This window comes from Photobacterium aquae, assembly GCF_001029445.1.
In the GTDB taxonomy this organism is placed as follows: Bacteria; Pseudomonadota; Gammaproteobacteria; order Enterobacterales; family Vibrionaceae; genus Photobacterium; species Photobacterium aquae.
The window spans coordinates 94242-116012 of record NZ_LDOT01000001.1; the positions used below are offsets into that span (position 1 = coordinate 94242).

Annotated in this window: 28 protein-coding genes; 5 read left to right on the plus strand and 23 right to left on the minus strand. The window is 49.2% G+C overall.

Annotated features, from left to right (window positions below; translation table 11 throughout):
• Window positions 1–262: 262 nt before the first annotated feature.
• The 16 genes from ABT56_RS00385 to ABT56_RS00460 all read right to left on the minus strand — a co-directional run bounded on the left by ABT56_RS00385 (window position 263) and on the right by ABT56_RS00460 (window position 10621).
• Window positions 263–712 (minus strand): phage virion morphogenesis protein, encoded by a 450-nt coding sequence (locus ABT56_RS00385; protein WP_053062327.1) that lies wholly within the window; start codon window positions 710–712, stop codon window positions 263–265.
• A complete protein-coding gene (locus ABT56_RS00390) occupies window positions 705–2006 on the minus strand; it encodes a DUF935 domain-containing protein (RefSeq protein WP_047876869.1) in 1302 nt (433 codons plus the stop codon). The genes ABT56_RS00385 and ABT56_RS00390 overlap by 8 nt, the downstream gene beginning before the upstream one ends.
• A 26-nt stretch (window positions 2007–2032) precedes the next feature.
• Window positions 2033–3625 carry a terminase large subunit domain-containing protein gene (locus ABT56_RS00395; protein ID WP_047876870.1) on the minus strand — a complete coding sequence of 531 codons (1593 nt, stop codon included), beginning with the start codon at window positions 3623–3625 and terminating at the stop codon, window positions 2033–2035.
• Window positions 3625–4215, minus strand: a complete 591-nt coding sequence (locus ABT56_RS00400; RefSeq protein ID WP_047876871.1) for a DUF3486 family protein — start codon at window positions 4213–4215, stop codon at window positions 3625–3627. Before ABT56_RS00400 ends, ABT56_RS00395 begins: the two co-directional genes overlap by 1 nt.
• Window positions 4216–4217: 2 nt before the next feature.
• Window positions 4218–4514 carry a VpaChn25_0724 family phage protein gene (locus ABT56_RS00405; RefSeq protein ID WP_047876872.1) on the minus strand — a complete coding sequence of 99 codons (297 nt, stop codon included), beginning with the start codon at window positions 4512–4514 and terminating at the stop codon, window positions 4218–4220.
• Window positions 4514–4828: a DUF2730 family protein gene (locus ABT56_RS00410; protein ID WP_053062328.1), complete on the minus strand. Its 315-nt coding sequence runs from the start codon at window positions 4826–4828 to the stop codon at window positions 4514–4516. Before ABT56_RS00410 ends, ABT56_RS00405 begins: the two co-directional genes overlap by 1 nt.
• Complete coding sequence (locus tag ABT56_RS00415) at window positions 4812–5057, minus strand: TraR/DksA C4-type zinc finger protein (protein WP_047876873.1); 246 nt, start codon at window positions 5055–5057, stop codon at window positions 4812–4814. Before ABT56_RS00415 ends, ABT56_RS00410 begins: the two co-directional genes overlap by 17 nt.
• Window positions 5054–5575, minus strand: a complete 522-nt coding sequence (locus ABT56_RS00420) for a hypothetical protein (RefSeq protein WP_053062329.1) — start codon at window positions 5573–5575, stop codon at window positions 5054–5056. The genes ABT56_RS00415 and ABT56_RS00420 overlap by 4 nt, the downstream gene beginning before the upstream one ends.
• 9 nt (window positions 5576–5584) lie before the next feature.
• The gene (locus ABT56_RS00425) at window positions 5585–6007 is read right to left on the minus strand and encodes a DUF5675 family protein (protein ID WP_047876874.1); all 423 of its coding nucleotides are present in this window, start codon (window positions 6005–6007) and stop codon (window positions 5585–5587) included.
• 235 nt (window positions 6008–6242) lie between these two features.
• Window positions 6243–6638, minus strand: a complete 396-nt coding sequence (locus tag ABT56_RS00430; protein WP_047876875.1) for a DUF4019 domain-containing protein — start codon at window positions 6636–6638, stop codon at window positions 6243–6245.
• Between the two features lie 301 nt (window positions 6639–6939).
• Window positions 6940–7350, minus strand: a complete 411-nt coding sequence (locus ABT56_RS00435; RefSeq protein ID WP_047876876.1) for a Mor transcription activator family protein — start codon at window positions 7348–7350, stop codon at window positions 6940–6942.
• 156 nt (window positions 7351–7506) lie between these two features.
• Window positions 7507–8526, minus strand: a complete 1020-nt coding sequence (locus ABT56_RS23160; RefSeq protein WP_169753864.1) for a hypothetical protein — start codon at window positions 8524–8526, stop codon at window positions 7507–7509.
• 153 nt (window positions 8527–8679) lie between these two features.
• On the minus strand, window positions 8680–9249 hold the full coding sequence (locus ABT56_RS00445) for a gp16 family protein (protein ID WP_047876877.1): 570 nt from the start codon (window positions 9247–9249) through the stop codon (window positions 8680–8682).
• 99 nt (window positions 9250–9348) lie between these two features.
• Entirely contained in the window at window positions 9349–9537 is a 189-nt protein-coding gene (locus ABT56_RS00450) for a hypothetical protein (protein WP_047876878.1), read from the minus strand.
• A gap of 9 nt (window positions 9538–9546) precedes the next feature.
• The gene (locus tag ABT56_RS00455; RefSeq protein ID WP_047876879.1) at window positions 9547–10179 is read right to left on the minus strand and encodes a DUF3164 family protein; all 633 of its coding nucleotides are present in this window, start codon (window positions 10177–10179) and stop codon (window positions 9547–9549) included.
• A gap of 25 nt (window positions 10180–10204) precedes the next feature.
• Window positions 10205–10621 carry a hypothetical protein gene (locus tag ABT56_RS00460; RefSeq protein WP_047876880.1) on the minus strand — a complete coding sequence of 139 codons (417 nt, stop codon included), beginning with the start codon at window positions 10619–10621 and terminating at the stop codon, window positions 10205–10207.
• 59 nt (window positions 10622–10680) lie between these two features.
• Here ABT56_RS00460 and ABT56_RS23805 point away from each other — a divergent pair, with 59 nt between their 5' ends.
• Window positions 10681–10845, plus strand: coding sequence for a hypothetical protein (locus ABT56_RS23805; RefSeq protein WP_157037749.1), 165 nt, complete (start codon window positions 10681–10683; stop codon window positions 10843–10845).
• A gap of 17 nt (window positions 10846–10862) precedes the next feature.
• Here the strand turns inward: ABT56_RS23805 and ABT56_RS00470 are convergent, their stop codons facing one another.
• The 5 genes from ABT56_RS00470 to ABT56_RS00490 are packed head-to-tail and all read right to left on the minus strand — an operon-like array spanning window position 10863 to window position 15131.
• Window positions 10863–11387 (minus strand): helix-turn-helix domain-containing protein, encoded by a 525-nt coding sequence (locus ABT56_RS00470; RefSeq protein ID WP_047876882.1) that lies wholly within the window; start codon window positions 11385–11387, stop codon window positions 10863–10865.
• Complete coding sequence (locus ABT56_RS23165; protein WP_053062331.1) at window positions 11384–11905, minus strand: hypothetical protein; 522 nt, start codon at window positions 11903–11905, stop codon at window positions 11384–11386. The genes ABT56_RS00470 and ABT56_RS23165 overlap by 4 nt, the downstream gene beginning before the upstream one ends.
• Before the next feature lie 12 nt (window positions 11906–11917).
• Window positions 11918–12631 (minus strand): AAA family ATPase, encoded by a 714-nt coding sequence (locus tag ABT56_RS00480; protein ID WP_047876883.1) that lies wholly within the window; start codon window positions 12629–12631, stop codon window positions 11918–11920.
• A gap of 54 nt (window positions 12632–12685) precedes the next feature.
• Window positions 12686–14911, minus strand: coding sequence for a DNA-binding protein (locus ABT56_RS00485; RefSeq protein WP_047876884.1), 2226 nt, complete (start codon window positions 14909–14911; stop codon window positions 12686–12688).
• A complete protein-coding gene (locus ABT56_RS00490) occupies window positions 14904–15131 on the minus strand; it encodes a helix-turn-helix domain-containing protein (protein WP_047876885.1) in 228 nt (75 codons plus the stop codon). Before ABT56_RS00490 ends, ABT56_RS00485 begins: the two co-directional genes overlap by 8 nt.
• Before the next feature lie 233 nt (window positions 15132–15364).
• On the opposite strand from ABT56_RS00490, the gene ABT56_RS00495 reads away from it, so the two are divergent.
• Together ABT56_RS00495 and ABT56_RS00500 are read left to right on the plus strand one after the other, a co-directional pair.
• Window positions 15365–16189, plus strand: a complete 825-nt coding sequence (locus ABT56_RS00495) for a LexA family transcriptional regulator (protein WP_047876886.1) — start codon at window positions 15365–15367, stop codon at window positions 16187–16189.
• Window positions 16190–16467: 278 nt separating this feature from the next.
• Window positions 16468–16854, plus strand: coding sequence for a hypothetical protein (locus ABT56_RS00500; protein WP_047876887.1), 387 nt, complete (start codon window positions 16468–16470; stop codon window positions 16852–16854).
• Between the two features lie 1275 nt (window positions 16855–18129).
• Here ABT56_RS00500 and ABT56_RS00505 read toward each other — a convergent pair.
• Window positions 18130–18465 (minus strand): YgiW/YdeI family stress tolerance OB fold protein, encoded by a 336-nt coding sequence (locus ABT56_RS00505; protein WP_047876888.1) that lies wholly within the window; start codon window positions 18463–18465, stop codon window positions 18130–18132.
• Between the two features lie 16 nt (window positions 18466–18481).
• Complete coding sequence (locus tag ABT56_RS00510; RefSeq protein WP_047876889.1) at window positions 18482–19129, minus strand: AcfA family outer membrane beta-barrel protein; 648 nt, start codon at window positions 19127–19129, stop codon at window positions 18482–18484.
• Window positions 19130–20118: 989 nt separating this feature from the next.
• On the opposite strand from ABT56_RS00510, the gene ABT56_RS00515 reads away from it, so the two are divergent.
• Window positions 20119–21090: a TDT family transporter gene (locus tag ABT56_RS00515; RefSeq protein ID WP_047876890.1), complete on the plus strand. Its 972-nt coding sequence runs from the start codon at window positions 20119–20121 to the stop codon at window positions 21088–21090.
• A gap of 143 nt (window positions 21091–21233) precedes the next feature.
• Window positions 21234–21620, plus strand: a complete 387-nt coding sequence (locus ABT56_RS00520) for a DUF2799 domain-containing protein (RefSeq protein ID WP_053062333.1) — start codon at window positions 21234–21236, stop codon at window positions 21618–21620.
• Window positions 21621–21771: the final 151 nt, after the last annotated feature.

The window sequence follows — 21771 nt, forward strand, 5'->3', positions numbered from 1 at the left end:
ACAGGGCTGGGTGGATTTTCCGTATAATAGCTCAAAGTACGGATTAGATTAATTTGATCCATTGTAGCACTCGCTAAATGGTCAGTTCATTGGACCAAAGAAGCTTTGGGGCAAAACCTTGTCAACCTCCCTACTCTGCATCTTCCAGTGCCACACACAACCTCACACCCCGTTTAAATCCCTTCTACGGCGTTTAACTCGTTTTCACCTAAGCCGTTGTACCTCGTCAGGCTCTAACCGCTTAGCGTCGATTACAGGGCGTTTACTTATCCATCAGGAAATCACCGAGAATATCGTATATCTCGCTGATGTCATCTTGAGATACACCCAACCAAGGGCGGGCAGGAATGGCGGCAAGGTGTGGGGGCATGTCTTGTTGCCCGCCGTAGTGATGGATTGCGCCGTATTCGAGCGCTGTGCCAAAGGCGAGGCCTTGTTCGTCGTACCAGTATGTGAGGCTTTGGCGAAGGTGATCGTTAAGCACCAGTATCCATTGCTGGTTAACGGGTTTGCGCTGCTTGTAATTCGAGGCCAAGGGTTGCCACGGGAGCCCCTGCGGGGATTGTTGAAGCCGCCAGCGGTTATGATGCACGGTAAGCAGATACTCTCCGATTTGATCGTAGAGTGGTTGCAGGTTGCTGATTTTATCTGCGACGTCTTTGAGTTGGCGGTTGATTGTGGTGAGTTCAGCAAGCAATGATGGCTTAGTCATTTTGGGCTCCTTGGGTTAATGAGGCGGATTGGGGCTGAAGAATGTCTTCGCCATCTTTGGCTTGGGGGATTTGGGTTTTATCATGCGCCCACGCAAGCGGTATACGCATCCCCAGTTGCACCAGTCCCGGTAAGGTAGTCGATAACATTTGGATGTCTTCCGCTTCGGTGAGGTCGAACTCAAAGCGTGGAATGCGGTGGCGGGTGCGGTAGCTTTTGCCGTTGAGGGCATAGAGCGGAAACACGAGATCACGGGTTAAAGTGGCGGCGATTCGTTTCAGGTCAAAATCGCGGATTTCTTCGCGGACTTCGTTATGGACATTACCCAGCGCATTGGTGCTGGTTTTGCCATCAGCTTGGCTGGTTAGAGTGCCACCGAGAATGGCTTTGGACTGGGATTTCTCACACCAGCTGACCATGGCCATGAAGGGATCGCTCGCACCATCGGCAGCGTTGTTAAAGTCAATGTCCATGCCTTTGGGGATAATGCCGCCCGCGTTATGGCCGATAGACATGACCGCCCGCAGCAAGGTGGCTTTTTCGCGCTCGGTCGCTCCTTCGGGGTATTTGCCGAGGCGGATAGGCAAGCCGTAGATCTCCAGAAACTCGGCCAAGTCACGCACGCTGTAGTTTTTGAACAGGAACGGCCAGGCTAACACCCGCACTAATCCCCGCCGAGTCAGGTAGCCGGACTTGGCTTTGGCGGTGTGGGCTATCCAGCCGAAGGGGTTCAGCTCGGCCCCTTGGTGGCTGCCATCGCGCAACCGCAGCTGGTTGCGGTTATCGGGGTGAGTTTGAAACCACGCCGGGTCACGGTGATCGTAGCCGGTCACTAATTGCATGCCCTCGACCCTATCCCAACGCAGTTCGAGGTTGGAAAAGCTCTTGAGGGTCGCGTCGGCCATATCGAAAAAGGCATCTTCGAGCCAAGTGGCGTCTTCGAGCAGCTCTTGCAGCATGTCGGCATCGCGCTGCTCATCGGCGGTGGCATTGCGAGGCGGGCGGATGTTCCAGTCGATATTGAGCAGGGCCATTTTGCGCTTGGCCAGTTCTGACTGGATATGGGCATCTTTCTCTTCCATGTCTTCGGCCAGCTCGCTCTGGGCGATGAGATCCCCTTCTTCAGCTCGCTTCATGATGCCCGCCAGTTTCATTGGGGTTAGCCCTGATGAGGGGTGGTCGGCAAAGTGGCGTTTAAGGGAGGTGAGGCGAGAATCTGATTCGGTTTGTTGTTCGTCGAGATCGGCCGTTTCAATGGGGCGGCCCCATAAATCGACAATGGGGGATGTTGCCATAGTCTTATTCCTTGAAGATTGGCTTTTTAATAGCAGCCGGAATTCAATGCACAGCCTATGTCGTCGAGATCATCGTCGTCGCGCTGTGCGTTTTTATCCGGTAGCGGGGTGAATTCAATGGCGGCCCCGTCCATCCAGCTGGCGCGCACGGCCATTGCAAGGCCGACGGCAAAGTCACCGTGGCGCTGCTTGCCGTCTTGGCCTTTGCTCTTGCCCTTGTCGATTTTCGGGATGCCGTTGATGACCTGGATATGGCAGAGGTCGTCCTTCACATCTTCATGGCGTGGCAGTGCTAGGTTCAGATCTTCAAATTCGGCTTTGAGCTTGGGCATCCACTCGCGATACCACGGGTCGTTGAGCGAGACCTGATCCACCATGTCGGTGCCGTATTTCAGGGCGGCGGATTCTGCCAAGTAGCCTCCGTTGCCGGTGGCATCAAAGGCCATACCGCGTTTTCTGGGTAAGGCGTCAAGCAGGTAATGGAGGATTTGCCGCTGGGCGTCATAGGTCATGTTGCGCAGCTCGACCACGAACGGGACATATTTGCTGAGGTTCTTGCGGATCGCCAACGGGACGAATATCGACAAGTCGCCTTTGCGGGCAAAGTCTTCACCAAAGGCATGGGAGTGGCTGACATCGAGCTTGTTTAATTCTGGCTTTAACACCTGTTTACACCAGTCATCGACGTATAGTTTGCGCTGGCCGTCACTCCATTCCATGAACCCTTTGGGGGCTTCGATGGTCAAGATGGGGGCGGTGTCTTTGCCTGGCTCTGCGGTGGTGGTGCGGGTCATCGCCGAATCAATCAGCACCAACGGGATATACTGGCCGCTGGATGCCTTGGGCACACAGTAATACTCTTCCAGTGCGTCGTCTTCGGTGGCGGTGTCGTTGAGCAGGTTGGCTTTCCACTCGTCTTCTTTTTCCTGTGACCATTGGATTTTCTGCACTTGGCAGATCCGCTGATACAACCCTTCGGCACAGGCATCATCCAAGGTGATGGTGTGGACGCTGTAGCGTTTCTTGCCTGCCCGGCTGTCGTTAATCAGGCTGTTAAACAGGTTGTTGACGCCGTTGTGGGTGCTGATTAAACGCACCTTCGCACCCCACATGGTGAGCGCCAGCGCGGCTTTGAGCACTTCGGCCAGACGGTCATGAAATGCGGCCTCGTCAATGATGACGGTGCCCTGCATCCCCCGCAGGTTAGACGGGTTGGAGCTGAGCGCCTGTACCTTGAAGCCGGAATCGAAGTAGACCACGAAGGTGAGGATGTCTTTGTCTTCATCGGCCAGCACTTCTTCTTGTACTTCGCTAGCGATCTTATTAAACGCCTTGGCCCACATGGCGACGGCATCAATGAATTCTCGTGCCATCTCTTTGTTGGAGCCGACATAGAACACGTTGCTGCCACCCTCGCCTTTTGCGGCTCCAGCGCTGAGTGCTGAATCTGCCGCTTCGGCAAAGGTCAGCCCGGTTCGGCGGGATTTCTCGGCGATTTTGAGCACTGAATCATCTTCAATCCAGCGTTTCTGGTAACCGAGCAGCAGCTCATCGGGATCAAAGGTCTGAATCACCGCGGGGGTAACATGGCTCAGTTCGGGGCGTTCAACTTGGCTCATCAGGCTATCCCTAAGATTTCTTTTTTGATGTTGGAGACGGTTTCGGCGGTCAGTCCGGCTTTCTTGGCGATCTTCTCTGCGGTCGCGGCCGCCTCTTCGGCAAACGCCTTGCGGATTTCCTTTTCGCGCTTGTGGCTTTGCATGGCGGCACTCTCCAACCGCTGGGCGGCGAGCATGGCATCTTTGATCATGCCGATATCGACCTCACCCTCCTGCTCGTTGGCATGCATCATGGCCTTGAACAGCTGGGTGCGGCCGATTTCCAAAATCAGGCGGGAGACTTCGCCGGTGGGCTTGTCGCCGAGCTGACCGACCAGGGCCTGAGAGACTTCGCGGACATCACGCAAATCCCGGCCGATGGCTTCCATGCGGGTGGCATACCGGTTGAGGCCACTGCGCGAGGGTTTGATGTCTTCGGGCAGCCCTTGCTGTTCGATATAATCGTGCACGGCATCGAGCACTTCCTGCTGGGAGTTCTTGCCGTCACGCAGCAGGCCATCGAGGAGGCTTTTGACATCGTCTGGCAGCAGGTCGATTTTGCTGCGGCGGCCACGGGTTGGTTTGCCTTGTTTATCTGCCTTGTCGGTCATGGTTATTCCCCCGGCCGCGGTTTCTTGATCCCCGATACCGAGGCCCGGCCACAGGCGATATCTTCCCCGCGCCCGGTAAGGGTGGCGATATAGGTGGAGCCGAGCTTTTCCAACGTGACCAAGCCCAGTTCGGCCAGCCACTCCATTTGGGCTCGCAGTGCATCGCGGCTGATATCCAGCCCGTAGCGATCCAGACCGTCTTGGATAATCGATTCGTTCAAGTCATAGCCGGGCACCTCGGAGAGCAGGCGCAAGACCACCAACCGCTGATGCTCGACAATTATCTGTGAGAGCGTCATTACTGTTTCTCCTGCCTCAATTCGTTCTCGTACAACATGGCGAGACGATTCTCGATCCCCTTTAGGGAATACATGATGGCCTCGTTCTGGGTGGCGACTTTCTCCAGCCGCTTATCCATTTCGTGCCACTCGTCGGTAGAGGGCACGGAGGCAATCGCCTTTTCGGCGTCGGCCATGCGCTGCTCCAACCGGCGGTGTTCGGTTTTGGTGACAAAGCGGTTGGAGAGCCAGGCGAAGGTGCCGATGCCCACCAATGTGCTGATTCCGGCCACCAACGGCCAGTAATTGCGGATTAACTCACCCATTTCGCCCATTGCCTCTGCCCCTCCCTCTGCCTTGTTCTTTGCGGCTCTCGCACGGCACGCAACGCACCGCTTGTGGGGCTTTTGCCAGCCGACGCGGATCTATCGCTACCCCGCAGCCGAGGCAATAGCGCCCGTCGTTATCTTGATCCGGAATTTCCAGCGGCTTGCGTTGCCTGCGAATGCAATCGGCAATATAGGCATCGGTTTCGACGGCAGCGCGATCTATCACGTCAGTCATGATGCGATACCCAGCTGCTTTTCTTTGTAACGCGCCCCCATGTAGGCGGCCGCGAGGCTGAGCAAGAACCCGGCGATGACCATATCCGGCTTGGGGGTGGTAATGACGTAATAACTGGCCGAGCTGGCGCTCATCAATGCGAGCAGCGGGCGCGTTATGGCGACGAACCGATTCTGGGCGTGATCGCCTTGGCGGATGGTCTGCTGGCCGGATTCAAACAGGGTTTCGTCATGGGCCAGCCTGCGGGCTTCGCGCTCGGCCTCGATATGGGCCAGCTCGACGTGGATTTTCTCCAGCTGCTGAACTTCCTGCGGCGAGAGCGTTTTGACCCATTGCTCCATCTGCATCTGTTTGGATTGTTCTGAGGAGAGCGCCCCGCTGATTTGCGCGACGGTATCGGCGACCTTGACGGCGGTTTGGCTGCTTTTCTCTCCGAACAGGCCGCCGACGGTTTTGATAAGGGTTGGGCCTGCCTTTAGCAGTGACGAGGCCAAGCCGATGATAGTGATAGGATCCATGCGTGCTCCCTATGCGGTGACGATATCAAGCTGCCAGGTTTTGCCTGCTAGCTGTGCCATGAGTTCATCGAATGCCTGACGTGAGTTCAGCACCGCCCACTCCCCTTTGCTGACCCCAAAATGGGTGCCGGGGGCCAAGCAGCCTTGCAGTTCGCTTGGGCGGTTGGCTTTATGGATAAGGCAATGGGTGCGAACGCTCGGCCCATAACGGGTGACGCCAAGGGTTGGCGCTTCAAGGGCGTAGCAAGCACCAAACTTAGGGCTTTGGTGTGGGAGAAGTTTGTAAGTGCCCGGCGGCACGCACGAGATATTGGACTGATTGTTCAGCCAAGGCCGCTCGGCGATGCAGCAGATCTGCGTGCCGTTTTGGGTATGTAAGGTGGAAAAGGTGCCGTGTTCGAAATGGCGGCGCTTGAGGGTGAGAATGTCCATGCTCCATCCCTGTAAATTGTTTGATTACAGGGATGGTATGGGGTGTGGGGCGGTTGGTGATATGGAGGTAGATCCTGAAAAAGTATCTTGAATAATCTTGAGGAAACCATCACGGTGAAGTCACCATTAGGAATGGTTCGCATACTTTTCTGACATTGAAGTATCGTTTATTCAACACTCGGATTCAGTACTGGCTTTGCTACGTTTAACTCTTATTTGTAAACTTACTGGGTGACTACTTGACGAAATATCCTATCGCACGCCACTCATTGCCGCTTTTGATCAAAGTGATTGTTTCAATCACTTCATCAGCTTTCGAAAAAACAGATTGATACTGAAAGATCACGTACTCTCCTTTGGGTGCATTGGGTAGATCATCGGCGAACTGACTTGCAATCAGCGTTCTTGACTTAAGTTCACCTGCAGATTTTCGAACAGCACTTACCGTTGCTACCCAATCAGTTTTAGACACCTGTGCTTGAAAATATTCTGCGGAATCTTCCCAGCTCATTTCATACTGTTTCGTGTCTATTAACGCAATCCAGTCAGCTACCTCCGCTTCAGCTGAATTACTATTTGCATAAGAAATTGAAGGAATAAGTAATAGCGTGAAGAATAATTTTCTTAGCATACCATTTTCTCCATTGTCGATTTTGTAAGCTAACGCTTTATAACCGGAATTTGCTGCGTATTTGCATTCCGCCTATGTTGCTGTCATTTATTATGAAACTCAACTGATATCAACCTGTTGTGTGAATCGACAGAGAATTTCGGGTAGAACTACGGGGAAACTTCCGTATAAATACCTAACATACTGATTATATTCATTGGGTCGATTGCAATACTCGCTAGACAATCAGTTCGTTGGGACTGAGACGATTTGGGGCAGAAATCACTTACTCTGGAATCACAATTCATTCTGACAACGTTAACTAAAATAATTCCCGCTGCCTGCGCTTCACTTCAGCCTGTCGCTGTTCGCGGATTATTTCGGTAATTTGCCGCTCAGTCAGTTTGTGGTGATTTGCCAGCTGCTCGATATTGCGACCGTTGTATTCGCGCCAGATGGCGATGTTACGCAGGGCTGATTTTAATTTGGTGCCAGTGGGAATATAGATGTCACGGCCACCGAAGTAATGGCCAAGAGCGATGGTGAGTTTATCGGCTAGGTGAGGTGATTCTATGTTGGCGCGTTTGAGTTCACTGTTTAGCACTTCGCTCAATGATTGCAGCGTCGATGGCCAGCGTTGGCGCACGTTATCATCGGCAATTTCAGATACGTTGTTAATCAGCTGCTCTAGCTCTGCCGCTTCGGTTTTGAAGATCTCCTGCTGCTGTTCCATGCCCCACCTCCTGCATTTGGCCAATCCGATTATTGAACAAGGCGGGGGTTGATAGGTCAATGCAGGATTTCCGCTAGGGAGAAAACAAAAACCGCCGGGAGGCGGTTTTGAAGTAAATTTGAAAACTGTACGGGAATATAGCGGATTTTACTATCGTTAACGCTTATTGTTATTCATTAAATCATGTAACTTGAGAATATCTTTTATCCCTTGCTTCTGTTTTTCACCTAATAATTTATCACTATAATATTGTGTTCCATAGAACCTGATTGTTACTTTAGATGAATTAGCTATTTTTTTAGCCAGATTTATATAACTCTTAGTTGCAGCTACATCAGTCCATTCCCATACATCTCCAGATGAGTGGTCTCTCTCAAACTTCATGACCGGTGATTGCCAACGATAATCATCTGCTGCCACCTTAAACGAATTAACAAACAGCCAACTACTATCATAGTATTTCACTTTAAATCGCAACCATTCTTTCTTGTCGTTTACACCTATGTATAATTGAGCATCACTCTTAAGAAGATCTATAGAAGGGGAAATGAAATACTGATTCTCCATTTCATCTTTATTTATTCTTTTATCAATGAGCAATTCTGCAATTGTAGGGTTATTATCAAACCTTGCACTTAATTCTCGAATTAGATTTAATTGTTTTTCACCAATCACATCGCCATTACTAAGGGAAAATGACTTGTGGCCATAAGCTAATTTTGAGGAAATAACATGTATCGGTGATGACGGAACTAAAGGCTCAGATTGGAACGATTTAAGCTCATGATACTGCTTTAATGAAATAATTGGTGACGTAGTTCCATACTTTCCGCCAAGCTTTGTACTAGATACAAAATAATATTTCTCACCATTTTCTAGTATTACAGGATAAAATTCATATCCTGCATAGTGTGTTTTTACCGGCTTCTCAGTATCAAAATATCCTTTCATTCCCAAGTATTTATCGTAAGGAAGGCGGTTATAACACGCAAAAGTAGATGTATCTGCACAAAAGCTATCATATCCATACTTACGCAAAGACTCTGCTCTCTCATGAAAAACAAACTCTTCTTTATCATTCGGAGCATATACAAATGATTCACTAGCGTTATCTTGATTTGTTTTCTCTATATTGAACGTTGCTTGCTGAGTTGTTTGACAACCAACCAAAGACATAGCCACCAATGTGGAACAAATAGTTAACCTGAAATATCTCATGAATTCTCTAACTTAAGATTTCAAAAATAAACATTATATAGTGGGGGCAAACATATACATTGACACTCATAACAAATATAAAAAAATCAGAAATATAGCTAATTTATCTAGTTACCTATCCACCTCATACTCATCCACCACCGCCTGATATCCAGCTAACCCCGTACCATTGCGATTGAGTGGAATACAATGACCGACTGCCTTCATTCGGTCGGCCAGCTCGCGCTTGTGCCAGTTCTTGAGTGATTCCAGTATGATGTAAGCCTGACTGGCATCCAGCCAACCCACATGCTCGACGCCTTTTTGCCCCGCTCTTCCGGTCATCCTACTTACGTATTTATCCAGTGCCGCTTCGGAGCTGTCTCGGACGATGCCTTGCTGAGCCATGGTGATCCAAATTGCTCTTATTTTATCTATTTGGGCGTGTTTGGCCTTGCCTGATTTGGGGCTTAAACGGCGTTTAAACGGTGTTTTAGCCTCTTTGCCTGCCGGGTTCTTGCTGCGACGAAAGCCCTGCATTTCCATGACGGCCAAAACCATTTCTAGCTGTTTGATGTTCATTTTGCTGCAACTGGAATGCTCGCCGTTGGCGAACAGTAAGGCGCGATAAGTGTCGTCGTCTAAACACAGGTCACGCTTGGCGATGTGGATGAGCTGGATGAGGCGGTTACGGTGGTTCATTTCCTTATGATTCCTTGGGTAGATGGTATGGGACAGATAAGTGGTTACGGTGATTTGGCAAAAAAAATACCGCCCGGTGTAGGGGCGGTATGGGGTGCTCTACTCGCTTGGGGCTGGGACTTTGCCCATGACCCAGAGCAAGGCATCGTAGACGCCATCGGCATAGGTTTTGCCTGCGACGTCGGCTTTGAGATCTTCGAGCTGGAGGGCCTTTTCCAGTTCGTTCAGTACTGCGAGCCGGGAGTGCGGGCTAACAAACGGGATGTTGAGCTGATGAGTGTGTGCCATGGTGCCTCCTTATAATGCGGCGAGATCGAGCGGGATGTTGTTGAGCTTGCCTTCGCTGTTACGCTGGCGAAAGTTGAGGTAGGTTTTCGAGCCGGTGACCATGACGGCATCGGCGATGGCTTCCATGGCGTTGACCCAGCGCTGATCGCGGATTTTGTCTTTGTGCTTGCGCAGGGACAAAATACGGCCGGTGTTGAGGTTGCCTTCGCGGTCGACTTCAAAGGCGTCGTTGATCAGTACTTTGAGGTAGTCGTTGGCATCGGAGCTCCAGTCGTGGACACATTCGTCGATAAGTTCTTTGGCCACTTGCAGTTCGGGGCCGAAGGTGATGCGATCTTGCACGGTGATTTTGATTTGCAGCTGACCATCATAAGACGAGAATGAAAAGCCGCCTTTTGCGCCGCCGCGTTTTTTCTTGGTTTCGTACTTTTCGGCCAGCAATTCGAGGAAGGCGTAGCAGTCTTCATAGACGTCGCGCTTGAAGGTTTTGAGGATGTCCTGAATGCGGCGCGCCTCGGCAATATGCTTGATGACAAAGTCGTTGATTTCGATGTCGTAGTCGTCGACGGTGGCTACGGGTACTAGGCGCTTTTTGCTGTCTAGCATGTAGCCTTCGGGCGCGGCTGTTGGTTGGGTGTTCATGTAATTTCCTTATTACTGCTTGGGTTCAGTATCCGATTTTCTGGCTGCGCAATAGCGGTTGGTAACGCTTTGAGCAGGCGTCGTCTTTGGCGAACATTGATAGCTTTCGCCCCAGCGCTTGTGGTGGCTGTTTGGCGGGCTTGGGTTTGACGGCTCCGATGCCTCTGGCGTTGATGCAGTATTGGCACAGGTCTCCGTTGACCTGCCAGCATGGCCTGCGGATCCGGCAGCAGTGGCAAGGCTGTAATAAGCCCTCTTCTTTCAGTAGCCGAAATCGCGGGCTTCGCTTGCTGCCTTCTTTGGCGACAAAGCCATTGATCCGTAGCTTTTCGAGTTGGTAAAGCAGTGCCCGGCCGCTGAGTTCAACGATATGGATGGAGAGCTCTGGGCGTGTCAGAGGTCTTTCCCGAAGTGCTATGAGGATTTTCTCTGCCGTTGTCATGGCTATGCCCTCCAGGTGACAAGGCAACCTTCCAGCGAGGCAACGTTTAAGGTGTTGACTTGCCTTCCCTGCTTGGTGGTGATGGTGTAGCCGCTGCACAGCGCATCTGGCCGTTCGATTTCGATGACGGGTCGCAGGTTGCCGAGCCGTGTGGCGCGTACCTGAAAGCCGCTGCGGGTAAGACGACGGACGGCTTTGTTGAGTTGGGTGTTTCTGGTGATTAGGTTGCCCGTTGGCTTGTTCATGATTTGCTTCTCCTTGCGTATTTACTGCTCCACAGCAACTGGTTGTACCGGCTGGCTAGGCGCGATAATTCCTTTTCCAGTAATCCATTCAGCTTCAGGGTATCCCCTTGGGCGCTGCGCCTGATGAAGGCGAGCTGGCTGTCGAGGTTGTAGGCTTCATCGGTCGCGCTGACTCGCACGTCAATGCGTTGTGCATTGACGGTGGGCTCTAGCTTTGAGTACGGGCATCCCGAGCGGCAGGCTCTGTGCATTTTGACCCGCTCTCGGTTGGCCGATGAAAAGGGTTTGTTTTGATGGTCGACACATTCGTCTCGGCGGATGCATCCTTTTACGGGGCATTGCACGGTGTAGTCCATGAGCCGCCCTTCTACGCGCGCTTGTAGGGTTTCGGTGCTGCCAGGATAGATGCCGCGTATCACTTGACTGAGCATGGAGCTGCTGATGCCGAGATCTCGGGCCAGTTTGTTTTGGGTTACTCCGTCTTTGCTTAATTCTGCCGTTAAGGCCTCCAACCAATTCATGGGCGCTGCTCCTTGATATAGGGATAGATGGCTCCGCTGTTTTGGCAGCGTATGCTTGAGCCCCTAATTTCTGGATGACGCGGTCCGAGATCGCTGTTGAGGCGGAAAACATCGCCATCTGCCGTTGGTATGCGGCGGATGAGCCGAGCTTTTTCCAATGCTCGGAGGTATTGCCGGGTTGTTCTCTCCCCTGACTGCGCGGTGACCTGTAGTTCGTACTGGCCGAAGGTTTTTAGCAGTCTCATGCTGTTCCATATCCGTTGCCTGACATTGGGTTTGCGGCTCTGCCATGCCCCCCATCCGGGGATGGGGCGTTTGCTGATCACTCGATATTTCATGTGGCTGTACATTTCCATGTCACCGGTTGCTTCAATCCGCTTGCTACTCTCGAACTGCCGTATATATCGCTTGGCGGCTTTGATATTCATGCCTGTCGCCGCCGCCAATTTTGGTGCTGTAAAGGTGGTTCGGTGGTGAAGCTGACAAATAAACATCCATGCCAACTGTCGGTTAGTCATTCTGCTTTCCTATCAGGCAAGGCTACGGAGGCCATGGAAGGGTTGGTCGCCCCAGTCGTCGAGGGTGATGAGGTCGAGCTCATTGGCGAAGGCCAGGGCTTCGATTTTGGTGAGACCGATGGTGATCCGCCGCATTTCGCCATTGGTGCTTTGGCGAAGGTGGTCTAGCAGTTCCGGTTCGACTTTGATGCTGTCTTCCAAGAGGTAATCCGCCATTATCTGTACGTCTTCCAAGTCGGCGGGTTTGAATTCGACCCATTCTGAGATGCGGTTGTAGAACTGTTTGTGGGCGCTGATTCGGCGGGCAATTTGATCCATGCCGATAAGGATGACGGGGGTTTCGGTGCCGTCGTAGAGATCGCGAATGGTGTCGAGCATCCGGGTGTCGTTCATGAGGTAATCGGCTTCATCGATGAAAAGCGGGCGTTCGTACATGCTCATCTGCTCGATGATATAGTCGACATTCTTGCTGATCCGGTATTTGGGCTGTGCGCCTAGTTCTTCGACGATGCGGCTGGTGATGCTTGAGGTGGTGTCGTGGGCGCGGGCACTGACGTAGATGCCGTTGACTTGGTTGTAGAGGTAGGTGGTTGTGGTGGTTTTGCCAAACCCTGATGGTCCATGAATAAGCGCCATTCCCGGTACGCCGAGGGCGCGCTGGAATAAGGTGCTAAAGGCTATCTGGGTGGCTGAGACATTTTTGACTGGTGCAATAACAGGTTTCATTGTTATGATCCTTTTGGGTTGAGTCGTGTATTAATGGCTTATCTCTATGGCACGCTATGCTTGGCGGCGGCGTGCCATAATTTCCTGAATGGTTCGTTTTCCGATGTGGTTTTTCTTCTGGTAGTCCTCCAAAAAAGCCGTTTCTTTGTCTGTTAGCTCCCGCTCCAATGACTGCTCGGCCAAGTAGCGGGCTTTGTCGTGCATGTTCCGATGCAGGTGGTTTTTCTGCGTGGTGAGCTGCGTTTCTTTCTCTTCGATCTGTTTTCTTGCCTGCTCTAGTTTCTTGAGCTCTGCCTCGCTGTATGCTGGCGCTTGTTTTGTTTTCGCGGCTTTGGTCAGGCCGTTCAGTGCTGGGTTGATGGTCACTTCTGATGGTTGCTTGAAGGCTGCCAGCGTATTTTTGGCTTTGTCTGCTGCGAGCGATTCGGCGTACTGGGTATCGATGCCAAATTCGGTTTGCAGCTTTTTGGCACTGCGGCGGAATTCGCCGAGTGCTTTGTTCTGCAACTTGCGCTGCTCGCGGAAGGCGGCTGGGTCTATGGCGCGTCCCACTAGGTCGATATTGACGGCTTCGATAAAGCAATCCCAGCTATCAACCGGATAGAGGGTGGCGCGGCCGACGTCGTTCGGGTCGAGAAAAACGCGGACACGTTTTCTGTCCCAATCTGGGTTCATTAACTCTGGGGCTGTATATTTGACCTTTTGCGCTGACACCTGCCCTCGGATCACACTGGCATCTCCAATGTAGTTCAGGAGGTAGTCGAGGCTGTGCGCATCCGCCACTACCCGTGGCCGGTAACCGGATTCGGTATAGACTTGAAACGGTGTTTTGCCGTTAAGTCCTTCGCGTGCGGTATGGTTGTAGCGGTGCTCTAGCCAATCGTTCATGATGGTTTCGAGTTCTTCGGGCGTTAAGGCCAATGCTAGGGCTTCTTGCTGCGCTTTCTTCTTGCCTTCACCGATGCGCTGGGCAAAGGCTTTGGCTGCTTCGATTTGCTGGCGGTCTGATACCGAGTGGCCGATATAGCCGGGCAATAGTTCGAATAGCCCTTGGCTCAAGGTGCGAAAGAAACGCTCGATATAGGGTTTCTCCCAACCTGAGAAGGGATTGGCTTTCGATTGGTCGATATCCAGCATGTCGAAGATGGCGGTGACACGCTTGGAGACGTAATCTGAGCCGTTATCGGTTCGGGCGATACCGTCTTTGTTTGGGACTCCCCAATCCAGCAGACATTTGCGCAGTAGTAGGCAGATCCCTTCGGAGCTGGATGTCGGCGATAACAGCAATTTGACCCGCCGGGTATACACATCTATGGCGGCGATGATGCTGTAGCGCACTAGTTTGCCGTTGACCCGCAGCTGTACGTCGGTTGGGGTGCTGTCAAATTCCCAGCAATCATTCGGGGCTTGTATCCATGGATACATTTTGCCAAACAGTGGACGGTGCTTGCTGTTGTAAGCATCGGGATTGGTGAGGTACGAAAACTTGGCTCCGTTGTCGGCCATCCATTTGGCGATCCAGCGTCCAATGGATGAGGGACTTGGGATATCCCAATGCGGGTAGCTGCCGTGCTTTTCTTCTACCATCCGATGCAGTACATGCGGGCGCTGTGCCAGATGAGGCTTGCCCGTGATCACGGCCATCAGGTAGTTTTGCAGATCGGGCTGTTGCTCTATTTTTCCTTGACGTTTATTTCCAGAATAATTCCCCGCTAAGGCTGCCATTCCGGATTTATCTAGTAATTCAGCCCACCGCCGACAGGTACGCCAGCTGATCTGTTTAATCGCGCTATATACCCAGCTTTCTATTCCCAATGCTTTTCGGTTGTACTCTTCTATAAATTGGCTTTCTCCCGCTGTGAGACGGTTAACATCAACAAACGGTTTCAGGTACATCTCGCGAGCTTTGAGGATCACGAGCTTGGCATTGGCTTTGGTCTGTTGCTCACCGCTTAGGCTGTTAAAGGCTATCAGTGATTGTGCCTTGCGCTTTTGTTTGCCTTTTCCATCGAGCTTTTCAGCCAATTCGATACTTTTGACCGCTAGCGCGCCATCGCTAGCTGCGGTATCGGTAATGCATAGGTCCTTTATTTCCTGTTTGGCTAAATGTGCTTTTGTTTCATCAGGCAAGCTGCTGATGTGGTATTCCAGTCCTTTTCCTTTTTGTCTCTTCCTTGATTTCCATGATTCTTTCTCTGCTTTTCGTCTTATAGAAAAAGACGCACTTGGCAGTCCGGGGGCTTCTGATAGTTCTAATGCGGTGTACCATTCCTTACTCATCATTGCCTCCCATTAACGGAACGGACAATGTTTTAGAGAGATCCGCCATGATGGCCTTTGACAGTCGTCTTTTTGGAAGACGGTTTTGATCCGGTGCAAAAGTACTAATGCAATGAAGTACCGTTCTTGGGTTGTAACCGTGAGCTATCGCCCAACTCCTTACAGTCCAAGCATTTGCCCTCAAAGCACCTTGCAGCTGATATGCAGTTTCTATTTCCATTTAGTCCCTCCGTGGTAATATCACACTAGCGAGCAAGTTTCTTATTACGACAATAAGACGGTAGTGCAAACTATAATGCTCATCAAGAACAATAAGACGCGAATTTATAAATAAAAAAACCCTGCCGCACTTTTGTATGAAACAAATGTAATAAAAGACACAGCCGATGTGTTTTTCTTCGTTTCTTACTTCTCAGGAAGATTGGGTTAAGACACTGATTTTTGAGGTATAAAATGGAAAAGCACTCTCAAGCAGAGAAAAACACATCAAGTGCTTTTGATAAGGAAGGAATCGCACAGTTTTCAGTTCGTCTAAAAGAACTCATTGGCGATGAGTCAATTCGTAGTTTCGGGGAAAAGGTGGGGATCACTGACAGTGGTTTAAGAAAATACCTGCCACCGAATAGTTCTAAGCCCACTTTCGACAAGTTAGTAGCAATTGCCGATTACAAGGGTGTCCGGCTTGAGTGGCTAGCTACAGGCCAGGGACCAAAGTCTACCGAACCTTGCACAGATCACTTCATTCCTAAAAAAGACTCTCCCATTTATAAGAACTTAAAATGGGACAACATGTTTTCAGTGTGTGCCTATTGCAACGATGCAGCTGCTCCGGATGAACGTGATGCCAATGAGGCTATTAATGAAGAGTTCGTTTTAGTTCCAGGTTATCAAATCCATGTATCAGCAGGACATGGTACATCAGCTATCGATGCCCCTGTGAAGCGTTACTTGGCCTTTCGACGTAAATACATCCAGCACAGGAAACTAGACCCGAATAAACTTGCGGTGATATTTGCCAAAGGTGATTCAATGGAACCAACGATTAAAGATAGCGATTCGCTGTTGATTGATCTTAACGCCCAAAAGCCTTTAGATGGGAAGATCTTCGTTGTTCGCCTTGGTGATGAACTTTACGCTAAGCGTATTCAGAAAAGTTTTGATGGTTCACTGCGCTTAATTAGTGACAACAAAGACTATTCACCAATAGAAGTTCCAACGCACCAACTCGAACAGCTGTGTATCATCGGCAGAGTCGTTCAGCGTTCAACGGATCTTTAAACGTATTTTCATGTGTTTTTGTCAAACTGGGCGAATTGTCATTTCGCCCGGCCGCTTTCCCACAAAAACACACTTTTTGCCATTTATGGTGATTTCTCAGTTTGAGAGTAGGCCAAGCCTCAAGCCCTTTAATAGCAAGGCCTCGCCCACGAGATCCTACTCAATCCCATCTATTCCCATATTTGCCATTCTTAATGGTCGGTTACATATTAGACAATAATGGTCTATAGAACAGCGTCAACAGCACGCATACACCTTGAAGAATAAGAGTTATCCCAATGCCCAATGTCGTTCAGTTTTCTCAGTTCAGTGGTAGCAAGAAAGGCAGCACTGCCGCATCTAAACCAGCATCAAACCCAAAAGCCCTAAGGGAAGAAGCAGCCTTGCGGCAGGATAATCGCTGTTATTTCTGTGGTGAACGTAAAGAGCCCAAAGCCCTTAACTGGCTGGATAAGACAGGTTTTAAAACAAAGACGCACGTGGTCTGCAGTACGTGCAGTTCTGCGGCTAAGTCTCGCCCAATGGATGAACTACGGATAATTCTGGCACTAAAGGCGATGGAGTTCAGAACGATAAAGCTCCAGCAGTACCTTGAACTAAGAGAGAAAGGCGTACAGATAGATGGCGTGCGTGATTACAAGTTCTATTTTGAAACTTTTGAATAATTGAGGCTATAGAGAAAGCCAATAGGTACTCAAATGCTATGTCTGGCCGGTAAACGATGGGGAATACATCCGGCCCGCCCATGAAAAAATAAAAATTGATGAAAAACAACAACCTACAAGCATTACACCAACAGAAATAAACGTGACAACGTAACAAGTGTTAGCAAAAGCCAAATAAAAACCAATAAATTAACACTTTGATATACATTTGTCACACATCACAGATCTTGCCATTTCATATTATAATGAGGAAGCAACGTAATAGTTTATAGGCTTTAAGGTTTTCCAAGGTAATGGGCTTAGAAAATAACGCCGGCAAATACTCTTGCTAAATATATTTGAAATGATAATAAATAATATTTATAAGAAATAATATACTGATAAATAAACTTTATTATTTAAAATAAACAGTTTAAATTTTGAAAAAGCCAAAATTTCATACTCAGTCCTACCTTTGATATTTTGGCTTTATCCCTAACTTATTCTTCCTTTTTTTTCATACCTTGAGTTCTAACAATTAGATCTGTTAGATCTTTGGCTTTCATTATTCTTTTTTGGGTTTGTTCAAATCGAGGGCGGTGCTGTACTTTCTTCATATTATATTATTATGTGTCTTATGTTGGCTTTGGTTTAGTGGTTTAAATATAATTACGTGAAAAAAATGCCAGATATCCTAAGATATCTGGCGAAACACTGTGTACAACAAACACAGTCAATCTTCACGCAGGTAACATTCCTTGTCATGGAAATCATAAGCAGAATTTCAGGCTATCCCACCATCTATAGATGATGAAAAAATGTGAACGCTGTCCTTGCGTCCACGAAAGGTAAGGCTATATACCAATGTACTTTATTTATATTTTTAATATCATGCAAAGTTTAACAATACACTATAGTCATGTAGTTATACGAACTTCTATTTCTTCGTAAAAAACAACACGAGAGTTTTTTACGACAAGTTTCTCAAGTATTCCATCAGACCATAATGCATAGGTTAAGTGCCCATTATGAAAAGAATAAGTTTCAATATGGAGCAATTGTCTAATCATAGTTTAACTTCAGGTGATTATTATTCTTGTGTTTAACCTGAATGCGAAACACCTATATTGTTAAAGTGGGATGGGTAATGATATTTAAGAATACCATCAATTAACAATACCCCGCCCCACCTGATGAGCGATAACAATATATAATATCGAGTGTGAAACATGTGTGAATTTTCATTACTTCACAGTGTTTTTTTTCGATAGTCCGCTGTTATGTTCGCATTCTCAATTAGATCTTTTGGACTGAATCAACATCAATTTGTGTGGTCGTCCACTCATTGTCTACTTCACCGCGAATAATCACTTGCTCAACGGGGCTGACATCCACTCCCCGCCAGTCTTCATGGTCAATTTCCACGTTGATTTCGCCCGTGCTATCTTTGAACAAGTAGGTTTCATGACCCAATGCCTTAATAATATAGCCCTTTAATTCAACCACGGTATCGTCCTGTGCCGATTGTGCAGCAGCAACAGTATCAATAACTAGGCTGTGAGGGCCGTTAAATGCAGCAAAAACAGGACTTGAAGCCAATAGAACAAGCGATGCCACCAATTGTTTTTTCATGATTTTATACCCTAATTTAGAAATAATACGTTGTACCGATATAAAATGATGCCGTGCTAGCAAAGCTGTCCGTCTGGTATTTTGCATTTGCGCCAATAGCCAATCGCGATAGGATTCTGTATTCGACCCCGGCCGACACCAACGCACCAACACTATCTGTTGTTGACGATGTATGTGACAAGGTTTTGCCATGCTCAATGTCATCGTTGGCAACCAGTTCGAACTCTTCATATTTACCCGCACTGGCCTTGTACTGGGTGTAAGTCAGGCCAGCTTTTAGTTTGGCCGACCACTTTTCATTCAGTTCATAGGTATATACAGGTAGCAATGAAATTTGCTTGGCATCGACGGATGAATCCCAATCCAATTCGTGGGTATAAACCTGTCCGTTCACCGTGGTCATTCCAAGGTATTTGCTATGGCTGTCACTGAGCTCAAATTGGCTATAGCCAAGCTCAAGGGCCCAAGCATCATTGAAGGCATAACCGACAAAGCCGCTGGCGATACCGTCTTCCTGCTTGGGATCAAGCTGAATATTGTCGGTGTTGAAGGCTGGCTGGAAATCATGGGTTGTCGTACCCATGCCATACTCTACGCCGACGTAAGGTGCAGCGGCGGCAGAGAAAGAGCATGTCACTAACAAGGGCAGCAGTATTTTTTTCATTTTATTATTCGTGTTGATGAGCTGGTATCAATTGTGCCCCAACCCAAGTGAAGAATTCGTGAAGAAATGTCTTCATTTCAGTACACAAAAACGGATGAATGAGCTCCCCCTCAATCAATTGTATAAAAAAGTTTACATTAAATTGTCATTGATGGTCTTTCTCCCGCATTATCACAAATTCTATGACGAGAGAAATCATCCATTGCCGATTCGAACGGCCCTTGATAAAAAGCCGGAAAGTCATCCCAAACTACCATTATCTCAATACCAGTAATCGCACAAGGGGCGGCGCTATTCTGTCGGCTATGCAGCATTTTCTGGTATGTTCATGCTTTATGGCGGTAATACTGCGGCCTAATACTAGGGAGGGGAGGATGAAAGTACTTTGCAGGAAAAGAAAAGCCGCACCATTGCAGTGCGGCTTGGTTTATATCTCTAAGTTTTTGCCTTCGTGTACCTACACAGCACACAGCGGCGTTGGTAATGAATATAAACATGTTGCGGCTTCGCCACTCATTACGTTGAGTATGCCGTGCCCGATACAGTCATTAATTTAAATCGGACATCATTGGTATTGGCGAAGAAGTATCAATTTTTTGTGTTGCTAACCAAATTGTATCTAGGCCACTGACCTAGTGGGTGTTGATTCACATCAACCTGCTTCCTGTACCCTTGAGCCTTGCTGAATACAGCTCATTTCTCCTTTGGCTTTGGTTGAACCAGCTCGTTTACAGGTCACAATGTAAATATGGTACTGTTTTCGGCTTTTCGCAACCCGATTTTCCCGTAATTCTGCTGAAGTGTGATCCTTCCTGCAATCTCCATTTTTCTATCCTATTTCCACTCAAAAACTACCCAGATGAGCAACTTCCGGCACGCTATTTTCATGCACGGAACAGCGATAACTTGATGCCGCCCCATGCCTCCTTCTGCAACTTGGTATAACATATTGAGGCTTAACGATAACGATTGCGGAACCCGGTTTATCTATGACGACGTTTGCCAAAGCCTTGCTGCATGTCCCCTCGGCCCAAGCGGCACTCGCGCTCGCCACAACGGGAACCGGGCTGGCATGGTCCCTTTTTATTCCATCCGAAGCCGATTGGATCCGCGGCAGCTTTGCGACCCTCGGCGCCCTGCTGCTCATTCCTGTATTGCTCAAGTACATCGCTAACCGCCGCCAGTTTTTACAAGATTTACGTCACCCACTCCACGGCAGCCTGATGCCCCCCATCTCGATGACAATGTTGATTCTGGCCGACTATCTGACATTACTTCATGTGGAAAGCGCCCGCTTACTCTGGTATCCCGCCTTGCTACTGCATTTTTTCATGATGGGCTATTTCTTCTTCCATCAGTTCCGGCGATTTCGGCTCACCAATATCTACCCGAGTTGGTTTTTATACCCCGTCGGGGCCATCAGCGGAACACTGGCCGGCCCACAGCTCGGCCACCATGACTTTGCCTTAGTCATGACCGATATCTGTATTGCTATCTATTTCCTGATGCTGCCGGTAATGCTCTATCGCCTCTGTTTTGCCGGTCGCCTTCCCCGTCAGGCTCGCCCCACACTGGCGATCATGGCTGCACCTGTTAACCTTGCCCTTACCGCTTATCTCACTAACGTCAGCGATCCGGATCCCATCCTTACCGGCGCTCTGGCTGGCGTAGGGATCACCATGACTATTCTGGTCTACCTGTGCTATATCAACTTGCTTAAGCAACGGTTCCAACCTTCGCTAGCCGCACTCACCTTCCCATCGGTGATCAGTGCCGTCGCCCTCGACAGGCTAACCGAATGGCTGAGCAGAGACTATCCCCAATGGGCTTGGCTGGAACGATTGGGAATTGTTGAGATAGCTGTGGCAACAGCTCTTGTGGGCTGGGTGGGATGGCATTTTATCTGCTACTACTGGCATTCGTTCTCGGCTCGACACATAGTAAGTGCACACCAACCATAAAGATGAACGAAGGGAATTTGACAAGTTTGTTATGAGAAGCAAAAGGCTTAGACAGATTACTGATAAATCCCATCTTATACGGCACAACACCCACCGCGTCATATACTTATAGTGAAATTTAGTATTGATGACCGGAGGCTATCATGAAATATCTGGTGTTATCCCTCGCAATACTTGGCCTCGCTGCTTGTACCGGACAAAACTACGATACCGAACTTGCCCAGGAAAACCAGTGGGAGCAACTAGGGCTCAAAGATGGCGAAACCGGACGGCTGATACGTAGCGAAAAAGACCTCGCCCGCCTGCACACTCTCAACGAAAACGCCGTGGCCGAATATAACGTAGGCTACAAAATGGGCATCGAGCAGTACTGCCTACCATTCAATACATATAAGCAAGGCAAAAAAGGGACGCAATATACCGGACAATGTCTCAATACCTCCCATGAGCGACTTGCTGTCCAAGGGTGGGAAACAGGCTATAAAGAGTATATTGCCGAGCACGATATGCTGTGGCTGAACAATGAATAGCCACTACTTGTTGGCTCAGGAAGTTGACTCAGGAAACAGTTACCGCAAACACAGGATTCAATAACGCGTTAAGACATTGCGATGAAAAGATATGATGCATGGAAGCAAATGTGCAGATAGAAAAACGGCCCTGAGCGTAAGCTCAGGGCCG